Source organism: Enterobacter sp. JMULE2, from assembly GCF_013337145.1.
In the GTDB taxonomy this organism is placed as follows: domain Bacteria; phylum Pseudomonadota; class Gammaproteobacteria; order Enterobacterales; family Enterobacteriaceae; genus Enterobacter; species Enterobacter mori.
Genome location: NZ_SGWD01000010.1, coordinates 1 through 15810, shown reverse-complemented (window position 1 = coordinate 15810; position 15810 = coordinate 1). Strand labels below are relative to the sequence as shown.

Genomic DNA, 15810 nt, shown 5'->3' with positions numbered 1-15810 from the left:
TCTTACTCTTCCTCATGGCTTGACTCGGGCTCACGATCCCACGATAAACGAGGGTCGAAGGTCATGGCCGCAAACATGGTCATAATGACGACCAACGCAAACATTAGCGCTCCCATTGCGGGATAAATACTCATCAGTCCTCCCATGCGCACCAGCGCAGAGAGAACGGCAATGACAAACACATCAATCATTGACCAGCGGCCAACAAATTCAACAACTTCGTAGATCAGGTGCATGCGTTCGCTGTCGCGTTTGCCGTGACCTTTCGCGTCCCAGCAGAGCCAGGCAATGGCGATCATTTTTAAGGTTGGTACCATAATACTGGCGATGAAGATCACGCCAGCCACCGGATACGATCCTTCGCCCCACAGCAAAACGACCCCAGCAAGGATGGTTGAGGGCATTTTGTCGCCGAGTAAATCGGTGATCATAATGGGTAGAATATTGGCTGGCAGATAGAGCATGATTGACGTGACCAGCAACGCCATCGTCCACTGCAGGCTATTTTTACGACGTACATGGCCTTTCGTTTCGCAGCGAGGACACACATCGAGATCCGCGGGCAGAACGGCGGTACAGCATGAGCAAGAGCGCAGCCCCTGACGGATGCCCGGCACACCGACCTTAACCGTCTGCGCAAGCGTCGGTGCTGGCGCGATGTCATCCCACGCCCATCGCCTGTCTACGCACTGGAAAGCGCGCAGCTGTAATACACAGTAAAGGCACCAGGGAATAAAGCTACTGCCAATTCCCACATCACCATAGGCCATCAGCTTGACGAAACTGACCAGAATCCCCGCCAGAAAGATCTCGGCCATCCCCCAACTTTTCAGCTGGAACAGGATACGCGCGAGTTTAATTTTAAGGGATGCGGGCATCCTGACGCGGTTTACCAGCAACAGGATCACCACCAGACAGAACGCCGGGACGATTTGGACAAAGAGGAGGAAAAAGGTGCCGAGGCTGGCGTAATCTTCCGAGAACATCACGCCAGGAATTTCAAGCAGATCGACCTCGCTGGTCATGCCGCCCACTTTCATATAAATGAAAGGGAAGAGGTTGGAAAGCAGCAGCATGAACAATGCAGCAAGGGCATAAGCAGTGGGACGCTGCCTTGGCGCGTCCCACTCCGTCGTCAACGTTGCGCCGCAACGTGGACACAGGGCTTTATGTCCGTGACCAAGCTCTGGCAACGCCACGAGCATATCGCATTGCGAGCATAATATATGCCTGTCGGCGTGGTGCTGGTCACACATAGTTAATCCCTGTTTATGCGCCGTTTTTCAGAGACTCGAGGTACTCCCAGCGCTCAAATGCTTCTTCCAGGGCTTTTTCAGCCGCGGACAGTTCAGCCAATATTTTCTGAGTATAGTCGTGCGGCTGCGTAAAGAATGACGCATCAGCAACCTGAATTTGCAGCGTTTCAAGAGCAGCTTCCAGTTCTTCAAGACGCTGAGGTAAGCCTTCCAGTTCGCGCTGCAGGTTATAGCTCATTTTAGCAGGAGTTTTTTTGACAGTTTCTGCTTTCGCTACAACCGGTTCCGGTGCACTTTTGGATTTTGCCTGTTTTTGCAGCAGCGATTGGGTTTGTTGTCCACGCGCGTCATGATAACCGCCCACGTATTGACCAATCCGGCCTTCACCTTCAAAAATCCAGCACTCGGTCACGGTATTATCAACGAACTGACGATCGTGGCTCACCAGCATCACGGTTCCCTGATAACCGTCGATTAACTCCTCCAGTAATTCCAGCGTTTCGACATCCAGATCGTTGGTTGGTTCATCGAGAATCAACAGGTTACTTGGCTTCAGGAACAGACGTGCCAGCAGCAGACGATTTCGCTCGCCGCCAGACAGCGCGCGTACCGGTGTCATTGCGCGTTTCGGATGGAACAGGAAGTCCTGCAAATAACCCAGCACGTGGCGCGGCTTACCGTTGACCATCACTTCTTGCTTACCTTCAGCGAGGTTATCCATCACCGTTCTGTCCGGGTCAAGCTCAGCGCGGTGCTGGTCGAAGTAGGCCACTTCCAGCTTCGTACCACAGTGAACGCGACCGCTATCAGCCTGCAGCTGGCCTAACATCAGCTTGAGCAGCGTGGTTTTACCACAGCCGTTCGGGCCAATAAGGGCAATTTTGTCGCCACGCTGAACCTGAGCGGAAAAGTCTTTCACCAACACTTTACCGTCAACCTGGTAATTCACGTTTTCCATCTCAAAGACGATTTTGCCCGAGCGGGATGCCTCTTCCACCTGCATCTTCGCGCTACCCATCACCTCACGGCGGGCGCTACGCTCGTTACGCATCGCTTTTAACGCACGCACGCGGCCTTCGTTACGGGTACGGCGGGCTTTGATACCCTGGCGGATCCAGACCTCTTCTTGCGCCAGCTTGCGGTCAAACTCAGCGTTTTGCAGCTCTTCTACGCGCAGGTTTTCTTCTTTTTCCAGCAGATAGGTGTCGTAATCGCCAGGATAGGTCACCAGTTTGCCGCGATCGAGATCGACAATGCGCGTCGCCATGTTGCGGATAAACGAACGGTCGTGCGAAATGAAGATGATGGTGCCGTTGAAGGTCTTCAGGAACCCTTCCAGCCAGTCGATGGCTTCAATGTCCAGGTGGTTGGTCGGTTCGTCCAGCAGCAGCACTTTCGGGCCGCTGACCAGCGCGCGTCCCAGTGCCGCTTTACGCAGCCAGCCGCCGGAAAGTGATGCCAGTTCCATATCCGCATCCAGACCTAACTGGTCCAGCACTTCAGTGATACGGCTTTCAAGCTGCCACAGGCCGTGATGATCCAGCAGTTCCTGCAGGCGCGCCATTTCATTAAGATTTTTTTCGCTCGGGTCGGTCATCACCAGATGCGAAATTTCATGATAGCCCTTCAGGTATTCGGCTTGTTCAGAGATCCCCTCCGCAACGAAGTCGTAGACGGTGCCCGCCACGTTACGCGGTGGATCCTGCTGCAGTCGAGAAACAATCAGATCTTGTTCGTAAACGATACGGCCGTCATCCAGACCCTGCTCACGGTTAAGGATCTTCATCAGCGTGGATTTACCCGCGCCGTTACGGCCTACCAGACAAACACGTTCGTTATCTTCAATGTGCAGTTCAGTATCGTCGAGAAGGGGCGCATCGCTGAAAGACAGCCAGGCGCCGTGCATGCTAATTAGTGACATTTATATTTCCTTTCAGACCGCTGAGATTAACCAGCAGTTATGGATCTGACGGTTACGGGCAAAGTCCTGAGACAGCGTTTTCTGGCTGATTTCTTGCGCTTTCAGTCCCAGCGTGGCTAAGCCTTCATGATCCATGCGGAAGCCGCGTTTGTTGTTCGAGAACATAATGGTGCCGCCTTTACGAAGCAGGCGTTTCAGGTCGGTCATCAGGCGCAGGTGATCGCGTTGAACATCAAAGCTATCCTCCATACGCTTGGAGTTGGAGAAGGTCGGCGGATCGATAAAGATCAGGTCGAACTGCTCGTCGGTATCACGCAGCCAGCCCAGCACGTCGGCCTGCATCAGGCGATGCTGGCGTCCGGTCAGGCCGTTCAGACGCAGGTTACGCTCCGCCCACTCCAGATAGGTGCGAGACATATCCACCGTGGTGGTGCTACGCGCCCCGCCCAAACCTGCATGCACGCTCGCGCTACCGGTATAGGAGAACAGGTTGAGGAAGTCTTTGCCCTTGCTCATCTGGCCCAGCATGCGGCGCGCGATACGGTGGTCAAGGAACAGGCCGGTATCCAGATAGTCGGTCAGGTTTACCCACAGGCGCGCGTTGTACTCGCCCACTTCGATAAAGTCGCCCTTCTCGCCCATCTTCTGATACTGATTTTTGCCCTTCTGGCGCTCGCGGGTTTTCAGCACCAGTTTGTTCGGCGTAATGCCGAGCACGGCGATGGTGGCCGCAATCACATCCAGCATACGCTGACGCGCTTTTTGCGCATCGATGGTTTTCGGTGGCGCATATTCCTGAATCACCACCCAGTCCGCGTAGCGGTCAACCGCCACGTTGTACTCCGGCAGGTCGGCGTCGTACAGGCGGTAGCATTCAATCCCTTCCTGCTTTGCCCATTTCTCATATTTCTTCAGGTTCTTGCGCAGGCGGTTGGCGTAATCTTCCGCCACGCCGGACGGCTTGCTGTCCGCCGCTTTCTCTGCCAGATGGTAGTTTTTCTGCACGCAGTCCAGCGGGCCGTTTTTCGCCTTAAACTGGCGATCGGCACGCAGCTGCAGGCAGCTCAGCAGCTCCGGTGAGGCGCTAAACAGGGAGAGATTCCAGCCACCGAAGTAGTCCTTCATATTGCGGCCCAGCAGGCTGTGCAGGGCAATCAGCGCCGGTTCGCTGTCCAGGCGCTCGCCGTATGGCGGGTTGCTGATCACGGTACCGTACGGGCCTTTTGGCAGCGGGTTGGTCAGGTTCGCCACGTCTTTCACCTCGAAGGTGACCAGCTCGCCGATACCGGCGCGGCGGGCGTTGCTGCGCGCGCGTTCAATGACGCGCGGGTCGCTGTCCGAACCGTAGAAGTGGGAGGTGTACTCCGCCAGACCTTTACGCGCGCGGGTTTGCGCGTCGTCTTTGACCTCTTTCCAGAGCGCTTCGTCGTGCTGTGCCCAGCCTTTAAAGCCCCAGTGACCGCGATGCAGCCCCGGCGCGCGGTCAGTTGCCAGCATGGCTGCTTCTATCAACAGCGTACCAGAACCACACATTGGGTCGAGCAGCGGCGTGCCCGGCTGCCAGCCGGAGCGCATGACGATGGCGGCAGCCAGCGTTTCTTTGATCGGCGCCATACCGGTGCGATCGCGGTAGCCGCGCAGGTGCAGACCCGCGCCGCTCAGATCGAGAGAGATACTGGCCGTGTCGCCGTTCAGCCAGACGTTAATACGCAGATCCGGATTTTCGCGATCGACGTTTGGACGTTCCTTATTTTTACGCGTGAAGCAGTCCACAATGGCGTCTTTTACGCGAAGGGCACCGTACTGGCTGTTGCGGATCTCGTCGTTCACGCCGTTGAAATGCACCGCAAAGGTGGCATTTGGCGTGAAGATCTCTGTCCAGTCGATCATCTGTACGCCGGTATAGAGGTCCAGGTCGCTATAGACCTTGCACTCCTTCATCGGCAGCATGATGCGCGACGCCAGACGGCTCCACATCAGGCTCTGGTAAATAAGCCGCGTGTCGCCCTCAAAATGGACACCACCCTGAACCACCTGACACTCTTGCGCGCCCAGGCTTTCCAGTTCAGTTTTTAACAGCTCTTCCAGCCCACGGGCCGTACTGGCAAACAGAGAATTCATATCGTCACTTTTACTCTTAGAAAATTGTCGCGCATTATAGCTAATATGGCGTGTATGTCATAAAGTTGAAGGCTTATTTTCATTTGTGGGAGTGTGCAGTGGCGACGTTATCCAGGCTTTTTATTCATCCGGTGAAATCCATGCGCGGCATCGGCGTCTCTCACGCGCTAGCCGACATGAGCGGATTCGCCTTCGATCGCATTTTTATGGTCACCGAGCCTGACGGTACGTTCATTACCGCACGCCAGTTCCCGCAGATGGTTCGCTTTACCCCTTCTCCACTTCATGACGGTTTGCACCTGACCGCGCCGGACGGTTCCAGCGTAGTGATTCGCTTTGCTGATTTTGCCCCTGTCGACGCGCCAACGGAAGTGTGGGGCAATCATTTTACCGCGCGCATCGCCCCGGATGAAATTAACCGCTGGCTGAGCGGTTTTTTCTCCCGCGACGTGCAGTTGCGCTGGGTTGGTCCTGAACTGACGCGTCGCGTGAAGCGCCATGACGCCGTTCCCCTCTCCTTCGCCGATGGTTTCCCGTTCCTGCTGACCAACGAAGCCTCGCTGCGTGATTTACAGCGCCGCTGCAAAGCCAGCGTTCAGATGGAACAGTTCCGCCCTAACCTGGTGGTCACAGGTGCCGACGCCTGGGACGAAGATACCTGGAAGGTGATCCGCATCGGCAGCGTGATTTTCGACGTGGTGAAGCCCTGTAGTCGCTGCATTTTCACCACTGTCAGCCCAGAAAAAGGCCAAAAACATCCTTCCGGTGAACCGTTGAAAACGTTGCAGTCATTCCGTACCGCCCAGGACAACGGTGATGTGGATTTCGGTCAGAACCTCATCCCGCGCTCCAGCGGCGTGATCCGCGTCGGTGACGAAGTAGAAATCCTCACCCGTGGTCCCGCCAGGATTTATGGTTCCAGCCAGGAAGAGGAGTTTGTTGATATCGAGTCCGCGCCTTCGTCAGGGGTCGATATTCACTGGCAGGGTAAAGTTATCCGTGGCAACAATCAGCAGGTATTACTTGAGCAACTGGAACAGGCAGGGATCCGCGTACCTTACTCCTGTCGTGCAGGTATTTGCGGATGCTGTCGAATCAAACTGGTCGAGGGTGAAGTCACTGCGCTGAAGAAATCGGCGGTAGGTGATGACGGTACGATTTTATGCTGCAGCTGTGTGCCGAAAACGTCCGTCCAACTGGAAGCTTAAACGGCCTGTTCAAGGCTGAACGAATCAACGCGCAGCTGTGGCTTCAGCCTGTCATTCATGACTTTGATCGCATCACCTAACTGCATAACTCGCCCGGCAATGGTCACGCCGGGCTGCGCTAACAAACAGAGCGCGGCGTTTTCACCGGGTTCAACGACCAGTAAATTCACCTCTTCTGCGGTATCGCTCAGATTGACGCTTGCCGCATCGCCCGTTGCCGGGGTCCAGCTCATGCCATGAGCAAGAAAATGCCAGCTTTTTGGCATTTGCGGTTTCAGGAAACGGATAGCCACCAGCGCATTCAGGACCAGCTCAGCGCGCTGTTCTTTGGAGAGCATCAGGTCGCGGCATTTTTCTTCGAAGGAAAAATAAAGCGCAGCATCGTCCACACAAAAGCCTGACGGCGAGAAAGCGTCCGGGGTTAACATTCGACGCGGAAAACGTGAACGAAACAACATGCCATTGGCTAAATCGAGCATCATTCGATCGTGCTCGTCGCAAAAATACCAGCGCCAGTTATCGTCAGGTTTAATTCGCATGTGTCTCTCCCGTCCCCAAACGTCCTGTACTAAAAATGTCCTGTTTGCCGCCTCGTTTATAACACCATTAATAAAAGACTATAATGACTAAATAAGCAACAGTGACGGAATATAAAACAACCAGGGCCGGAAATAAAGCCCTGGTTGTCTGATTAGGAGAAAAGATTAGATATGAGTAACGATTTCTTTAATCAATGGCGGGCCTTTAAAAATAAAGCCGGAATAAATTTGCACCAGTGATGCCCCGGCAGCCATCTTCTCGCGTGCAGCAATAACAGAGTCGATACCGCCCACGCCAATAATGGGCAGACGTCCCTGTAATTCAGCAGAGAGTGCGCGAATAATTTCCGTACTTTTTAATTGTACCGGACGGCCACTTAGCCCGCCCGCTTCGTCACAGTTTTTCATTCCCTGAACGAGAGAACGATCGAGTGTTGTATTGGTTGCTATCACACCATCAATATTATGACGTACTAAACTGTCGGCAACCTGGATCAATTCTTCAATAGAAAGATCCGGCGCGATCTTAACCGCGACCGGAACATATTTATGGTGGATCGCCTGGAGCTCGTTTTGTTTATTTTTAATGGCACTCAGAAGATCGTCCAGCGCATCGCCATATTGTAATGAGCGCAGGCCCGGGGTATTGGGTGATGAAATATTCACCGCAATATAACCGGCATAGGCATAGACTTTTTCCATACAAATCAGATAGTCATCTTTGCCCTGCTCCACCGGCGTGTCTTTATTTTTACCAATATTGATGCCTAATACGCCATCAAAATGGGATTTTTTAACGTTCTCAACCAGATGATCGACACCGAGGTTGTTGAAGCCCATGCGGTTGATCAAACCCTCAGCTTCGACCAGGCGGAACAGACGCGGCTTGTCGTTACCCGGCTGCGGACGCGGCGTAACGGTACCGATTTCGATGGAGCCAAACCCCATCGTGCCCAGGGCATCAATACATTCGCCATTTTTATCCAGACCGGCCGCCAGGCCCAGCGGATTCTTGAAGGTCAGGCCCATGCATTGGACAGGTTTTTCCGGCACATTTTGACGCACCAGCGCAGCCAGAGGCGTGCCTGTAATACGACGTAATTGCTGGAATGTAAATTCATGAGCGCGCTCAGGATCGAGCTGGAAAAGGGCTTTACGAACGAAGGGGTAGTACATGAACTCTCCTGGATTCCCGGTGTGCAAACCGGGAGGGGATTATGTGCGATCCCGCCCGGAAAGGGAATTGACCTGCGGCAAAAAAATCGCGCAAAACGCAAACGTTTACCTGCGCGCCTGTTTCTTATGCACTTTTTCGCATTTAAATTGCAGATAAATCATTTAGTGGAATAACCCGGCGATGTCACACTCCTTAAAATTGTTATGAATGTTAGATAAAAGCAAACAATTAGTTATAAGGAGCAAACATGCGCGTCATCACCCTGGCCGGTAGTCCACGGTTCCCCTCGCGTTCCAGCGCCCTGCTGGAATATGCCCGCGAAAAGCTCACTGCTCTGGATGTGGAAGTGTGCCACTGGAATCTGCATAACTTCGAACCTGAAGATTTGCTCTATGCCCGCTTCGACAGCCCCGCGCTGAAAACCCTGATCGAGCAGCTCAAGGGGGCAGATGGCTTAATTGTGGCGACGCCCATTTATAAAGCCTCTTTTTCTGGCGCACTGAAAACCCTGCTTGACCTGCTTCCGGAGCGCGCGCTGGACGGCAAAGTGGTGCTGCCGCTGGCTACGGGCGGTACGGTTGCCCATTTACTGGCGGTGGATTACGCCCTGAAACCGGTGCTGAACGCCCTGAAAGCACAGGAAATCCTGCATGGCGTTTTCGCAGATGATTCACAGGTCATCGACTATCAACACAAACCCCACTTTACGCCAAATCTGCAAACTCGCCTTGATGCCGCGCTGGAAACGTTCTGGCATGCGCTGCATCGCCGGGATATTCAGGTTCCCGCTTTTAATCCGTCGCAAGGAGTCGCTCATGTTTAAAACACTGACACGTATCGGGCTGGCAGGGCTGATGGCTCTGTCGTCGCTGGCTCATGCGGCGGAAACCGCGCCGGAAAGCCTGCGCATCGGCTATCAGAAAGGCAGCGTCAGCATGGTGCTGGCGAAAAGCCACCAGCTTCTGGAAAAACGCTTCCCGGACACCAAATTCTCCTGGGTGGAGTTCCCTGCAGGCCCACAGATGCTGGAGGCGTTGAACGTCGGCAGTATCGATTTGGGCAGCACGGGCGATATTCCGCCTATCTTTGCTCAGGCTGCCGGGGCGGATCTGGTCTATGTGGGGGTTGAACCCGCTAAACCGAAAGCCGAGGTGATTCTGGTACCTGAAAATAGCGAGATTAAAAGCGTTGCCGATCTTAAAGGCCATAAAGTGGCTTTCCAGAAAGGTTCCAGCTCACACAACTTGCTGCTGCGCGCCCTGCAAGAGGCCGGGCTTAAGTTCACCGACATTCAGCCCGTTTACCTGACGCCTGCCGACGCGCGCGCCGCGTTCCAGCAGAAGAACGTGGATGCCTGGGCCATCTGGGATCCGTACTACTCCGCAGCCTTACTGCAGGGTGGCGTGCGGGTGCTGAAAGATGGCACCACGCTGAAACAAACCGGCTCGTTCTATCTCGCTGCACGTCCTTACGCGGAGAAAAACGGTGCATTCATTCAGGGCGTACTGGATACCTTTACCCAGGCCGATGCCCTGACCCAGAGCCAGCGTCAGGAAAGCATTACCCTGCTGGCAAAAACCATGGGCTTACCTGAACCGGTGATCGCGAGCTATCTCAGCCACCGTCCGCCGACCACCATTGCGCCTGTTAATGCGCAGGTCGCCGCCCTTCAGCAACAAACCGCTGACCTTTTCTATCAAAACCGCCTGGTGCCAAAACAGGTCAATATTCGCGAACGCATCTGGCAGCCCGCAGGCAAAGAAGGAGCTAAATCATGAGTCTGAATCTTTTCTGGTTTTTACCCACCCACGGTGATGGACACTACCTTGGTACAGAAGAGGGTTCACGCCCGGTTGACCATGGCTATCTGCAGCAGATTGCGCAGGCGGCGGACCGAATCGGTTTCACCGGCGTGCTGATCCCAACCGGACGGTCGTGCGAGGATGCGTGGCTGGTCGCCGCGTCGATGATCCCGGTCACCCAGCGTCTGAAGTTCCTGGTCGCGTTACGTCCAAGCGTAGTTTCCCCCACCGTGGCGGCGCGTCAGGCGGCAACGCTGGACAGACTGTCCAACGGCCGCGCCCTGTTTAACCTTGTCACCGGTAGCGATCCGCAGGAGCTGGCGGGCGATGGCGTTTTCCTCGATCACACGGAGCGCTACGAGGCCTCCGCCGAATTCACCCGCGTCTGGCGACGCCTGCTGGAAGGTGAAACCGTCACCTTCGAAGGCAAACATATTCACGTTCGCGACGCGAAACTCTACTTCCCGCCGGTGCAGCAGCCGCGCCCGCCGCTCTATTTTGGCGGATCGTCGGATGTGGCCCAGGATCTGGCCGCCGAGCAGGTCGATCTCTACCTGACCTGGGGCGAACCGCCTGAGCTGGTGAAAGAAAAAATTGCCCAGGTCCGCGCCAAGGCAGCAGCCCACGGTCGCAAGGTGCGTTTCGGTATTCGCCTTCATGTGATTGTGCGCGAAACCAATGAAGAAGCCTGGCAGGCCGCCGACCGCCTGATTTCCCATCTGGACGATGAGACCATCGCGAAAGCGCAGGCCGCGTTTGCTAAAACCGACTCCGTCGGGCAGCACCGGATGGCGTCCCTGCACAACGGCGAGCGCGAGAACCTGGAGATCAGCCCGAACCTGTGGGCGGGTGTTGGTCTGGTACGCGGCGGCGCAGGTACAGCGCTGGTCGGCGATGGTCCAACGGTGGCCGCGCGGATTAATGAATACGCAGACCTGGGCATCGACAGCTTTATCCTCTCCGGCTATCCGCATCTGGAAGAGGCCTACAAGGTGGGCGAACTGTTATTCCCGCACCTGGATGTCGCCATCCCGGAAATTCCGCAGCCGCAGCAACTCCAGCTTCAGGGCGAAGCCGTGGCGAACGAATTTATTCCACGAAAAGCCGCGCAGAGCTAAGGAGTGACCATGTCTGCCACCTCACAAAAATGGCTGCTGCGCGCCGCGCCGTGGTTTTTACCCGTCGGCATCGTGGCCCTCTGGCAGCTCGCGTCGTCCACCGGCTGGCTGTCGAGCCGCATTCTGCCCTCTCCGGAGGGCGTTGTTGAAGCGTTCTGGTCGCTGAGCGTGAGCGGAGAGCTGTGGCAGCATCTGGCGATCAGCTCATGGCGCGCCGTGATTGGGTTTTCCATTGGCGGCAGTATCGGTCTGGTTCTGGGTCTGATCAGCGGCCTTTCGCGCTGGGGTGAGCGGCTGCTGGATACGTCTATACAGATGCTGCGCAACGTGCCGCATCTGGCGCTGATCCCGCTGGTTATCCTGTGGTTTGGCATTGATGAGAGCGCCAAGATCTTCCTCGTGGCGCTGGGCACGCTGTTCCCGATTTACATCAACACCTGGCACGGCATCCGCAATATCGATCGCGGTCTGGTTGAGATGGCGCGAAGCTACGGCTTGTCCGGTTTTTCTCTCTTTATACATGTGATCCTGCCGGGCGCCCTGCCCTCGATTATGGTTGGGGTGCGTTTTGCGCTCGGCCTGATGTGGCTGACGCTGATTGTGGCGGAAACCATTTCGGCTAACTCCGGCATTGGCTATCTGGCGATGAACGCCCGTGAATTCCTGCAAACCGACGTAGTGGTGGTAGCCATCATCCTTTACGCCCTGCTCGGCAAACTCGCCGACGTCAGCGCCCAGTGGCTGGAGCGCAGCTGGCTGCGCTGGAACCCGGCCTATACCCTTCAGGAGGCAAAAGCATGAATACTGCACGACTGAACCAGGGGACGCCGTTACTGCTCAACGGCGTCACCAAACGCTACGGCGAAAACACCATTCTTAACGGGCTGGATCTGCATATTCCCGCCGGACAATTTGTGGCCGTTGTCGGACGCAGCGGCGGCGGCAAGAGTACGCTGCTACGCCTTCTGGCCGGGCTGGAAGCCCCCAACGGCGGTGAAATCCTGGCAGGCTCAACGCCGCTGGCTAATATTCAGGACGATACGCGCATGATGTTTCAGGACGCGCGCCTGCTGCCGTGGAAAACGGTTATCGACAACGTCGGTCTCGGTCTGAAGGGCAACTGGCGGGATAACGCACGTCAGGCGCTGGCCGCCGTCGGGCTGGAAAACCGCGCAGGCGAGTGGCCTGCTGCGCTGTCAGGGGGACAGAAACAGCGCGTGGCGCTGGCGCGCGCGTTGATTCACCGTCCCGGCCTGCTGTTGCTTGATGAACCGCTCGGCGCGCTTGATGCGCTGACGCGGATTGAAATGCAGGATTTGATTGAGTCCCTGTGGCAGGAGCATGGCTTTACGGTACTGCTGGTGACGCATGACGTGAGCGAGGCCGTCGCGATGGCGGACCGGGTGCTGCTGATAGAAGACGGGAAGATTGGTCTGGATTTGACGGTGGATATCCCGCGCCCGCGCCGCGTGGGCTCGGCAAAACTGGCGGAGCTGGAGGCGGAAGTGTTGGATCGGGTGATGAAACGTGGGGAAGCGGAGATTCAGCGGATAAAGGCCAATGCCTGATGCCCTCACCCCGGCCCTCTCCCACAGGGAGAGGGAGAAAACCGATGCCCCGCGACCCCACGTAGGCCCGGTAAGCGTAGCGCCACCGGGCTTTTTTACATCAGGCCAGCGCCTTAGCAATCTTCTCGTACAGATCGCCAGACAGGTTCTCCAGCCCTTTCAACTGCTCAAGCGCGGCGCGCATCTTCGCCTGACGCTTCGCATCGTAGCGTTTCAGGCGGATCAGCGGCTCAATCAGTCGCGACGCCACCTGCGGGTTACGGCTGTTCAGCTCGGTCAGCATTTCCACCATAAACTGATAGCCGCTGCCGTCTTCCGCGTGGAAGGCAGCCGGGTTGCTGCTGGCAAACGCGCCAATCAGCGAGCGGACGCGGTTCGGGTTGCTCATGGTGAACGAGCGGTGCTTCAGCAGGCGACGTACGGTGCTCAGCACATCGGCGGACGGGCTGGTGGACTGCAGAATGAACCATTTGTCCATCACCAGACCATCCTGATGCCATTTGTCATCGTACTCCTGCATTAGCGCATCACGACACGGCAACTCGGCGGCAACGCTTGCGGCGAGCGCAGCCAGCGCGTCGGTCATGTTATCGGCTTCGTGATACTGCTTGCTGACCAGCGTGTTCGCCAGTTCCACCTCACCAAAGGCCAGATAGCGCAGACAGGTATTGCGCAGGGAACGTTTGCCGATATCGGCATGCTCAACACGGTACGCATCCAGCTTGTTGGCGTTGTAAATGGCCAGGAACTCATCCGCCAGTTCGGCAGCCAGCGTGCGGGTGAGCAGCGTCACGCCGCAGTTCGGCAGCCAGCGTGCGGGTTAGCGCTTCACGCACTGCGACAATCGCAATCGGGTCGATAATCTCGAACAGCTCGGCGATTTCAGTCGCGGACGGTAAGGTCAGGATTTCAGCCGCCAGTGCCGGGTCAATGTTCTCGTCCAGCAGGATCGCGCGGAAGGCATCCGCAACATGAACCGGCAGCGTCAGCGGCTGGCCCTGCTGATAACGGTTCACGTTCAGCTTGATGTAGGTTGCCAGCAGGCTCTGCGCTGCATCCCAGCGAGAGAAGTCATTGCGCGCGTGACGCATCAGGAACGTCAACTGCTGATCGCTCCACTTGTACTCCAGTTTTACCGGCGCAGAGAATTCGCACAGCAGCGCAGGTACCGGCTGGAAGTAAACATTATCGAAAATAAACGTCTGCTCCGCCTGGGTGACGTTTAGCACGCTGTGTACCGGGTGACCGCCCTTCTTCAGGGGGATCACTTTGCCTTCGTTATCGTACAGCTCAATGCTGAACGGAATGTGCAGCGGCTGTTTCTCCGCCTGCTCGGCCGTTGGCGGCGTGCGCTGGCTGATGGTCAGGGTGTACTGCTCGGTCTCCGGATTGTAGTCGTCTTTAACGGTCACGACAGGTGTACCGGCCTGGCTGTACCAGAGGCGGAAATGGGACAGATCCACGTTGGACGCGTCTTCCATCGCCTGGACGAAGTCGTCGCAGGTGGCGGCGCTGCCGTCGTGACGCTCGAAGTAGAGCTGCATCCCTTTCTGGAAATTCTCTTCGCCCAGCAGGGTGTGGATCATGCGGATGATTTCAGCGCCTTTTTCGTACACCGTCAGGGTGTAGAAGTTGTTCATCTCGATGACTTTATCCGGACGAATCGGGTGCGCCATTGGGCTGGCATCTTCCGCAAACTGCAGGCCGCGCATGGTGCGCACGTTGTTGATGCGGTTCACGGCGCGGGAGCCCAGATCGGAGCTGAACTCCTGGTCGCGGAAAACGGTTAAGCCCTCTTTCAGGCTCAGCTGGAACCAGTCGCGGCAGGTGACGCGGTTACCGGTCCAGTTATGGAAATATTCGTGCCCGATCACGCGTTCGATATCGAGATAGTCTTTATCGGTGGCGGTATCGGTACGCGCCAGCACGTATTTGGAGTTAAAGACGTTAAGACCTTTGTTCTCCATCGCGCCCATGTTGAAGAAGTCGACGGCGACGATCATATAAATGTCGAGATCGTATTCGAGGCCGAAGCGCTCTTCGTCCCACTTCATGGAGTTGATGAGCGAGGTCATCGCCCACGGCGCGCGGTCAAGGTTGCCACGGTCAACAAACAGTTCCAGCGCCACGTCGCGGCCAGAGCGGGTTTTGTAGGTGTCGCGCAGGACATCGAAATCACCCGCCACCAGCGCAAACAGGTAGCACGGTTTCGGGAACGGATCCTGCCACTGTACCCAGTGACGACCGTTCTCCAGCTCGCCTTCGCCCACGCGGTTGCCGTTCGAGAGCAGGAACGGATAGAGGGTTTTATCGGCAATGATTTTGGTGGTAAAGCGCGCCAGTACATCGGGGCGATCCAGATACCAGGTAATATGGCGGAAGCCTTCTGCTTCACACTGGGTACACAGCGCCACGCCTGACTGGTAGAGCCCTTCCAGCGCGGTATTGGCGGCCGGGCTGATTTCGTTGACGATGCGCAGCGTAAAGCGTTCCGGCAGGTTGTCGATAACCAGCTGGTTGCCTTCTTCTTTATAATCAGTCCACGCTTCATCATTAATATGCAGGGAAACCAGCGTCAGGTCTTCACCATCAAGACGCAGCGGTACAGCCGTCGCGCTCTGGCGCGTCACCTGGCTCACCGCTGTCACGACGGTTTTAGTGGCATCCAGGTCAAAAGTCAGATCGATATCGCTAATCAGGTAATCCGGCGCACGGTAGTCGTGGCGGTATTTGGCTTGTGGCTGTTGTGTCATAGAAAACCTTATGCATCGTTTGTCGAGTAACGTTTCAATATATTCCTGTTGTCTAAAACGCGCTATGCAGAATGTTCATCTTTTCAGGTACAAACACCTTTTTCGCTACATTTGTATAATATGAACTCATAATTTTTAATATCGATAAAGATCGTCCAGGAGCGCATTAAACAAGGGATGAGCGATATCAGTGAAAAGCAGAGTTAACGAACTTAAACGAACTTTATAACGCAGTTTTGCCCCATCCATGCCCCACAATCCTTTTCATCGGATCGCTTATGCCATCTGGTCTGCAGTCCATTTTTACTTCGCAATACCAACCAAAAACCACCGAAAATCTAATCACT

Annotated in this window: 11 protein-coding genes and 1 pseudogene; 6 read left to right on the top strand and 6 right to left on the bottom strand. The window is 55.9% G+C overall.

Features of this window, described 5'->3' with window-relative positions; all coding sequences use genetic code 11:
* Positions 1-2: 2 nt before the first annotated feature.
* The 3 genes from pqiA to rlmKL are packed head-to-tail and all read right to left on the bottom strand — an operon-like array spanning position 3 to position 5298.
* Positions 3-1256, bottom strand: coding sequence for a membrane integrity-associated transporter subunit PqiA (gene pqiA / locus EXW94_RS00850; RefSeq protein ID WP_174339303.1), 1254 nt, complete (start codon positions 1254-1256; stop codon positions 3-5).
* A 13-nt stretch (positions 1257-1269) separates the two neighbouring features.
* A complete protein-coding gene (locus EXW94_RS00845; protein WP_174339302.1) occupies positions 1270-3177 on the bottom strand; it encodes an ABC transporter ATP-binding protein in 1908 nt (635 codons plus the stop codon).
* A gap of 12 nt (positions 3178-3189) precedes the next feature.
* The gene (gene rlmKL / locus EXW94_RS00840) at positions 3190-5298 is read right to left on the bottom strand and encodes a bifunctional 23S rRNA (guanine(2069)-N(7))-methyltransferase RlmK/23S rRNA (guanine(2445)-N(2))-methyltransferase RlmL (RefSeq protein ID WP_174339301.1); all 2109 of its coding nucleotides are present in this window, start codon (positions 5296-5298) and stop codon (positions 3190-3192) included.
* A 98-nt stretch (positions 5299-5396) separates the two neighbouring features.
* Here rlmKL and EXW94_RS00835 point away from each other — a divergent pair, with 98 nt between their 5' ends.
* Positions 5397-6506 (top strand): YcbX family protein, encoded by a 1110-nt coding sequence (locus tag EXW94_RS00835; RefSeq protein ID WP_108416021.1) that lies wholly within the window; start codon positions 5397-5399, stop codon positions 6504-6506.
* Here the strand turns inward: EXW94_RS00835 and zapC are convergent.
* Both zapC and pyrD read right to left on the bottom strand, forming a co-directional pair.
* Positions 6503-7045 carry a cell division protein ZapC gene (gene zapC, locus EXW94_RS00830; protein ID WP_042716264.1) on the bottom strand — a complete coding sequence of 181 codons (543 nt, stop codon included), beginning with the start codon at positions 7043-7045 and terminating at the stop codon, positions 6503-6505. The genes EXW94_RS00835 and zapC overlap by 4 nt on opposite strands.
* Before the next feature lie 165 nt (positions 7046-7210).
* Entirely contained in the window at positions 7211-8221 is a 1011-nt protein-coding gene (pyrD, locus tag EXW94_RS00825; protein WP_174339300.1) for a quinone-dependent dihydroorotate dehydrogenase, read from the bottom strand.
* Between the two features lie 248 nt (positions 8222-8469).
* Between pyrD and ssuE the strand changes: the two genes are divergently transcribed.
* From ssuE to ssuB, 5 genes are read left to right on the top strand one after another with little or no spacing between them, the layout of a single operon-like run.
* Positions 8470-9045 carry an NADPH-dependent FMN reductase gene (gene ssuE / locus EXW94_RS00820; protein WP_010429323.1) on the top strand — a complete coding sequence of 192 codons (576 nt, stop codon included), beginning with the start codon at positions 8470-8472 and terminating at the stop codon, positions 9043-9045.
* Complete coding sequence (locus EXW94_RS00815) at positions 9038-10000, top strand: sulfonate ABC transporter substrate-binding protein (RefSeq protein WP_089598368.1); 963 nt, start codon at positions 9038-9040, stop codon at positions 9998-10000. Before ssuE ends, EXW94_RS00815 begins: the two co-directional genes overlap by 8 nt.
* Positions 9997-11142, top strand: coding sequence for an FMNH2-dependent alkanesulfonate monooxygenase (gene ssuD, locus EXW94_RS00810; RefSeq protein ID WP_148399704.1), 1146 nt, complete (start codon positions 9997-9999; stop codon positions 11140-11142). Before EXW94_RS00815 ends, ssuD begins: the two co-directional genes overlap by 4 nt.
* A gap of 9 nt (positions 11143-11151) precedes the next feature.
* Positions 11152-11943, top strand: a complete 792-nt coding sequence (gene ssuC / locus EXW94_RS00805) for an aliphatic sulfonate ABC transporter permease SsuC (protein WP_023311016.1) — start codon at positions 11152-11154, stop codon at positions 11941-11943.
* Complete coding sequence (gene ssuB / locus EXW94_RS00800) at positions 11940-12710, top strand: aliphatic sulfonates ABC transporter ATP-binding protein (RefSeq protein WP_120158481.1); 771 nt, start codon at positions 11940-11942, stop codon at positions 12708-12710. Before ssuC ends, ssuB begins: the two co-directional genes overlap by 4 nt.
* A 100-nt stretch (positions 12711-12810) precedes the next feature.
* On the opposite strand, the pseudogene pepN reads toward ssuB, so the two are convergent.
* Positions 12811-15463, bottom strand: a pseudogene (gene pepN, locus EXW94_RS00795) (aminopeptidase N).
* Positions 15464-15810: the final 347 nt, after the last annotated feature.

Excerpts from the sequence above, each read along its gene's own strand:
- pqiA (WP_174339303.1), bottom strand. The coding sequence starts at position 1,256 with ATGTGTGACCAGCACCACGCCGACAGGCATATATTATGCTCGCAATGC.
- EXW94_RS00845 (WP_174339302.1), bottom strand. The coding sequence starts at position 3,177 with ATGTCACTAATTAGCATGCACGGCGCCTGGCTGTCTTTCAGCGATGCG.
- rlmKL (WP_174339301.1), bottom strand. The coding sequence starts at position 5,298 with ATGAATTCTCTGTTTGCCAGTACGGCCCGTGGGCTGGAAGAGCTGTTA.
- zapC (WP_042716264.1), bottom strand. The coding sequence starts at position 7,045 with ATGCGAATTAAACCTGACGATAACTGGCGCTGGTATTTTTGCGACGAG.
- pyrD (WP_174339300.1), bottom strand. The coding sequence starts at position 8,221 with ATGTACTACCCCTTCGTTCGTAAAGCCCTTTTCCAGCTCGATCCTGAG.
- ssuE (WP_010429323.1), top strand. The coding sequence starts at position 8,470 with ATGCGCGTCATCACCCTGGCCGGTAGTCCACGGTTCCCCTCGCGTTCC.
- EXW94_RS00815 (WP_089598368.1), top strand. The coding sequence starts at position 9,038 with ATGTTTAAAACACTGACACGTATCGGGCTGGCAGGGCTGATGGCTCTG.
- ssuD (WP_148399704.1), top strand. The coding sequence starts at position 9,997 with ATGAGTCTGAATCTTTTCTGGTTTTTACCCACCCACGGTGATGGACAC.
- ssuC (WP_023311016.1), top strand. The coding sequence starts at position 11,152 with ATGTCTGCCACCTCACAAAAATGGCTGCTGCGCGCCGCGCCGTGGTTT.
- ssuB (WP_120158481.1), top strand. The coding sequence starts at position 11,940 with ATGAATACTGCACGACTGAACCAGGGGACGCCGTTACTGCTCAACGGC.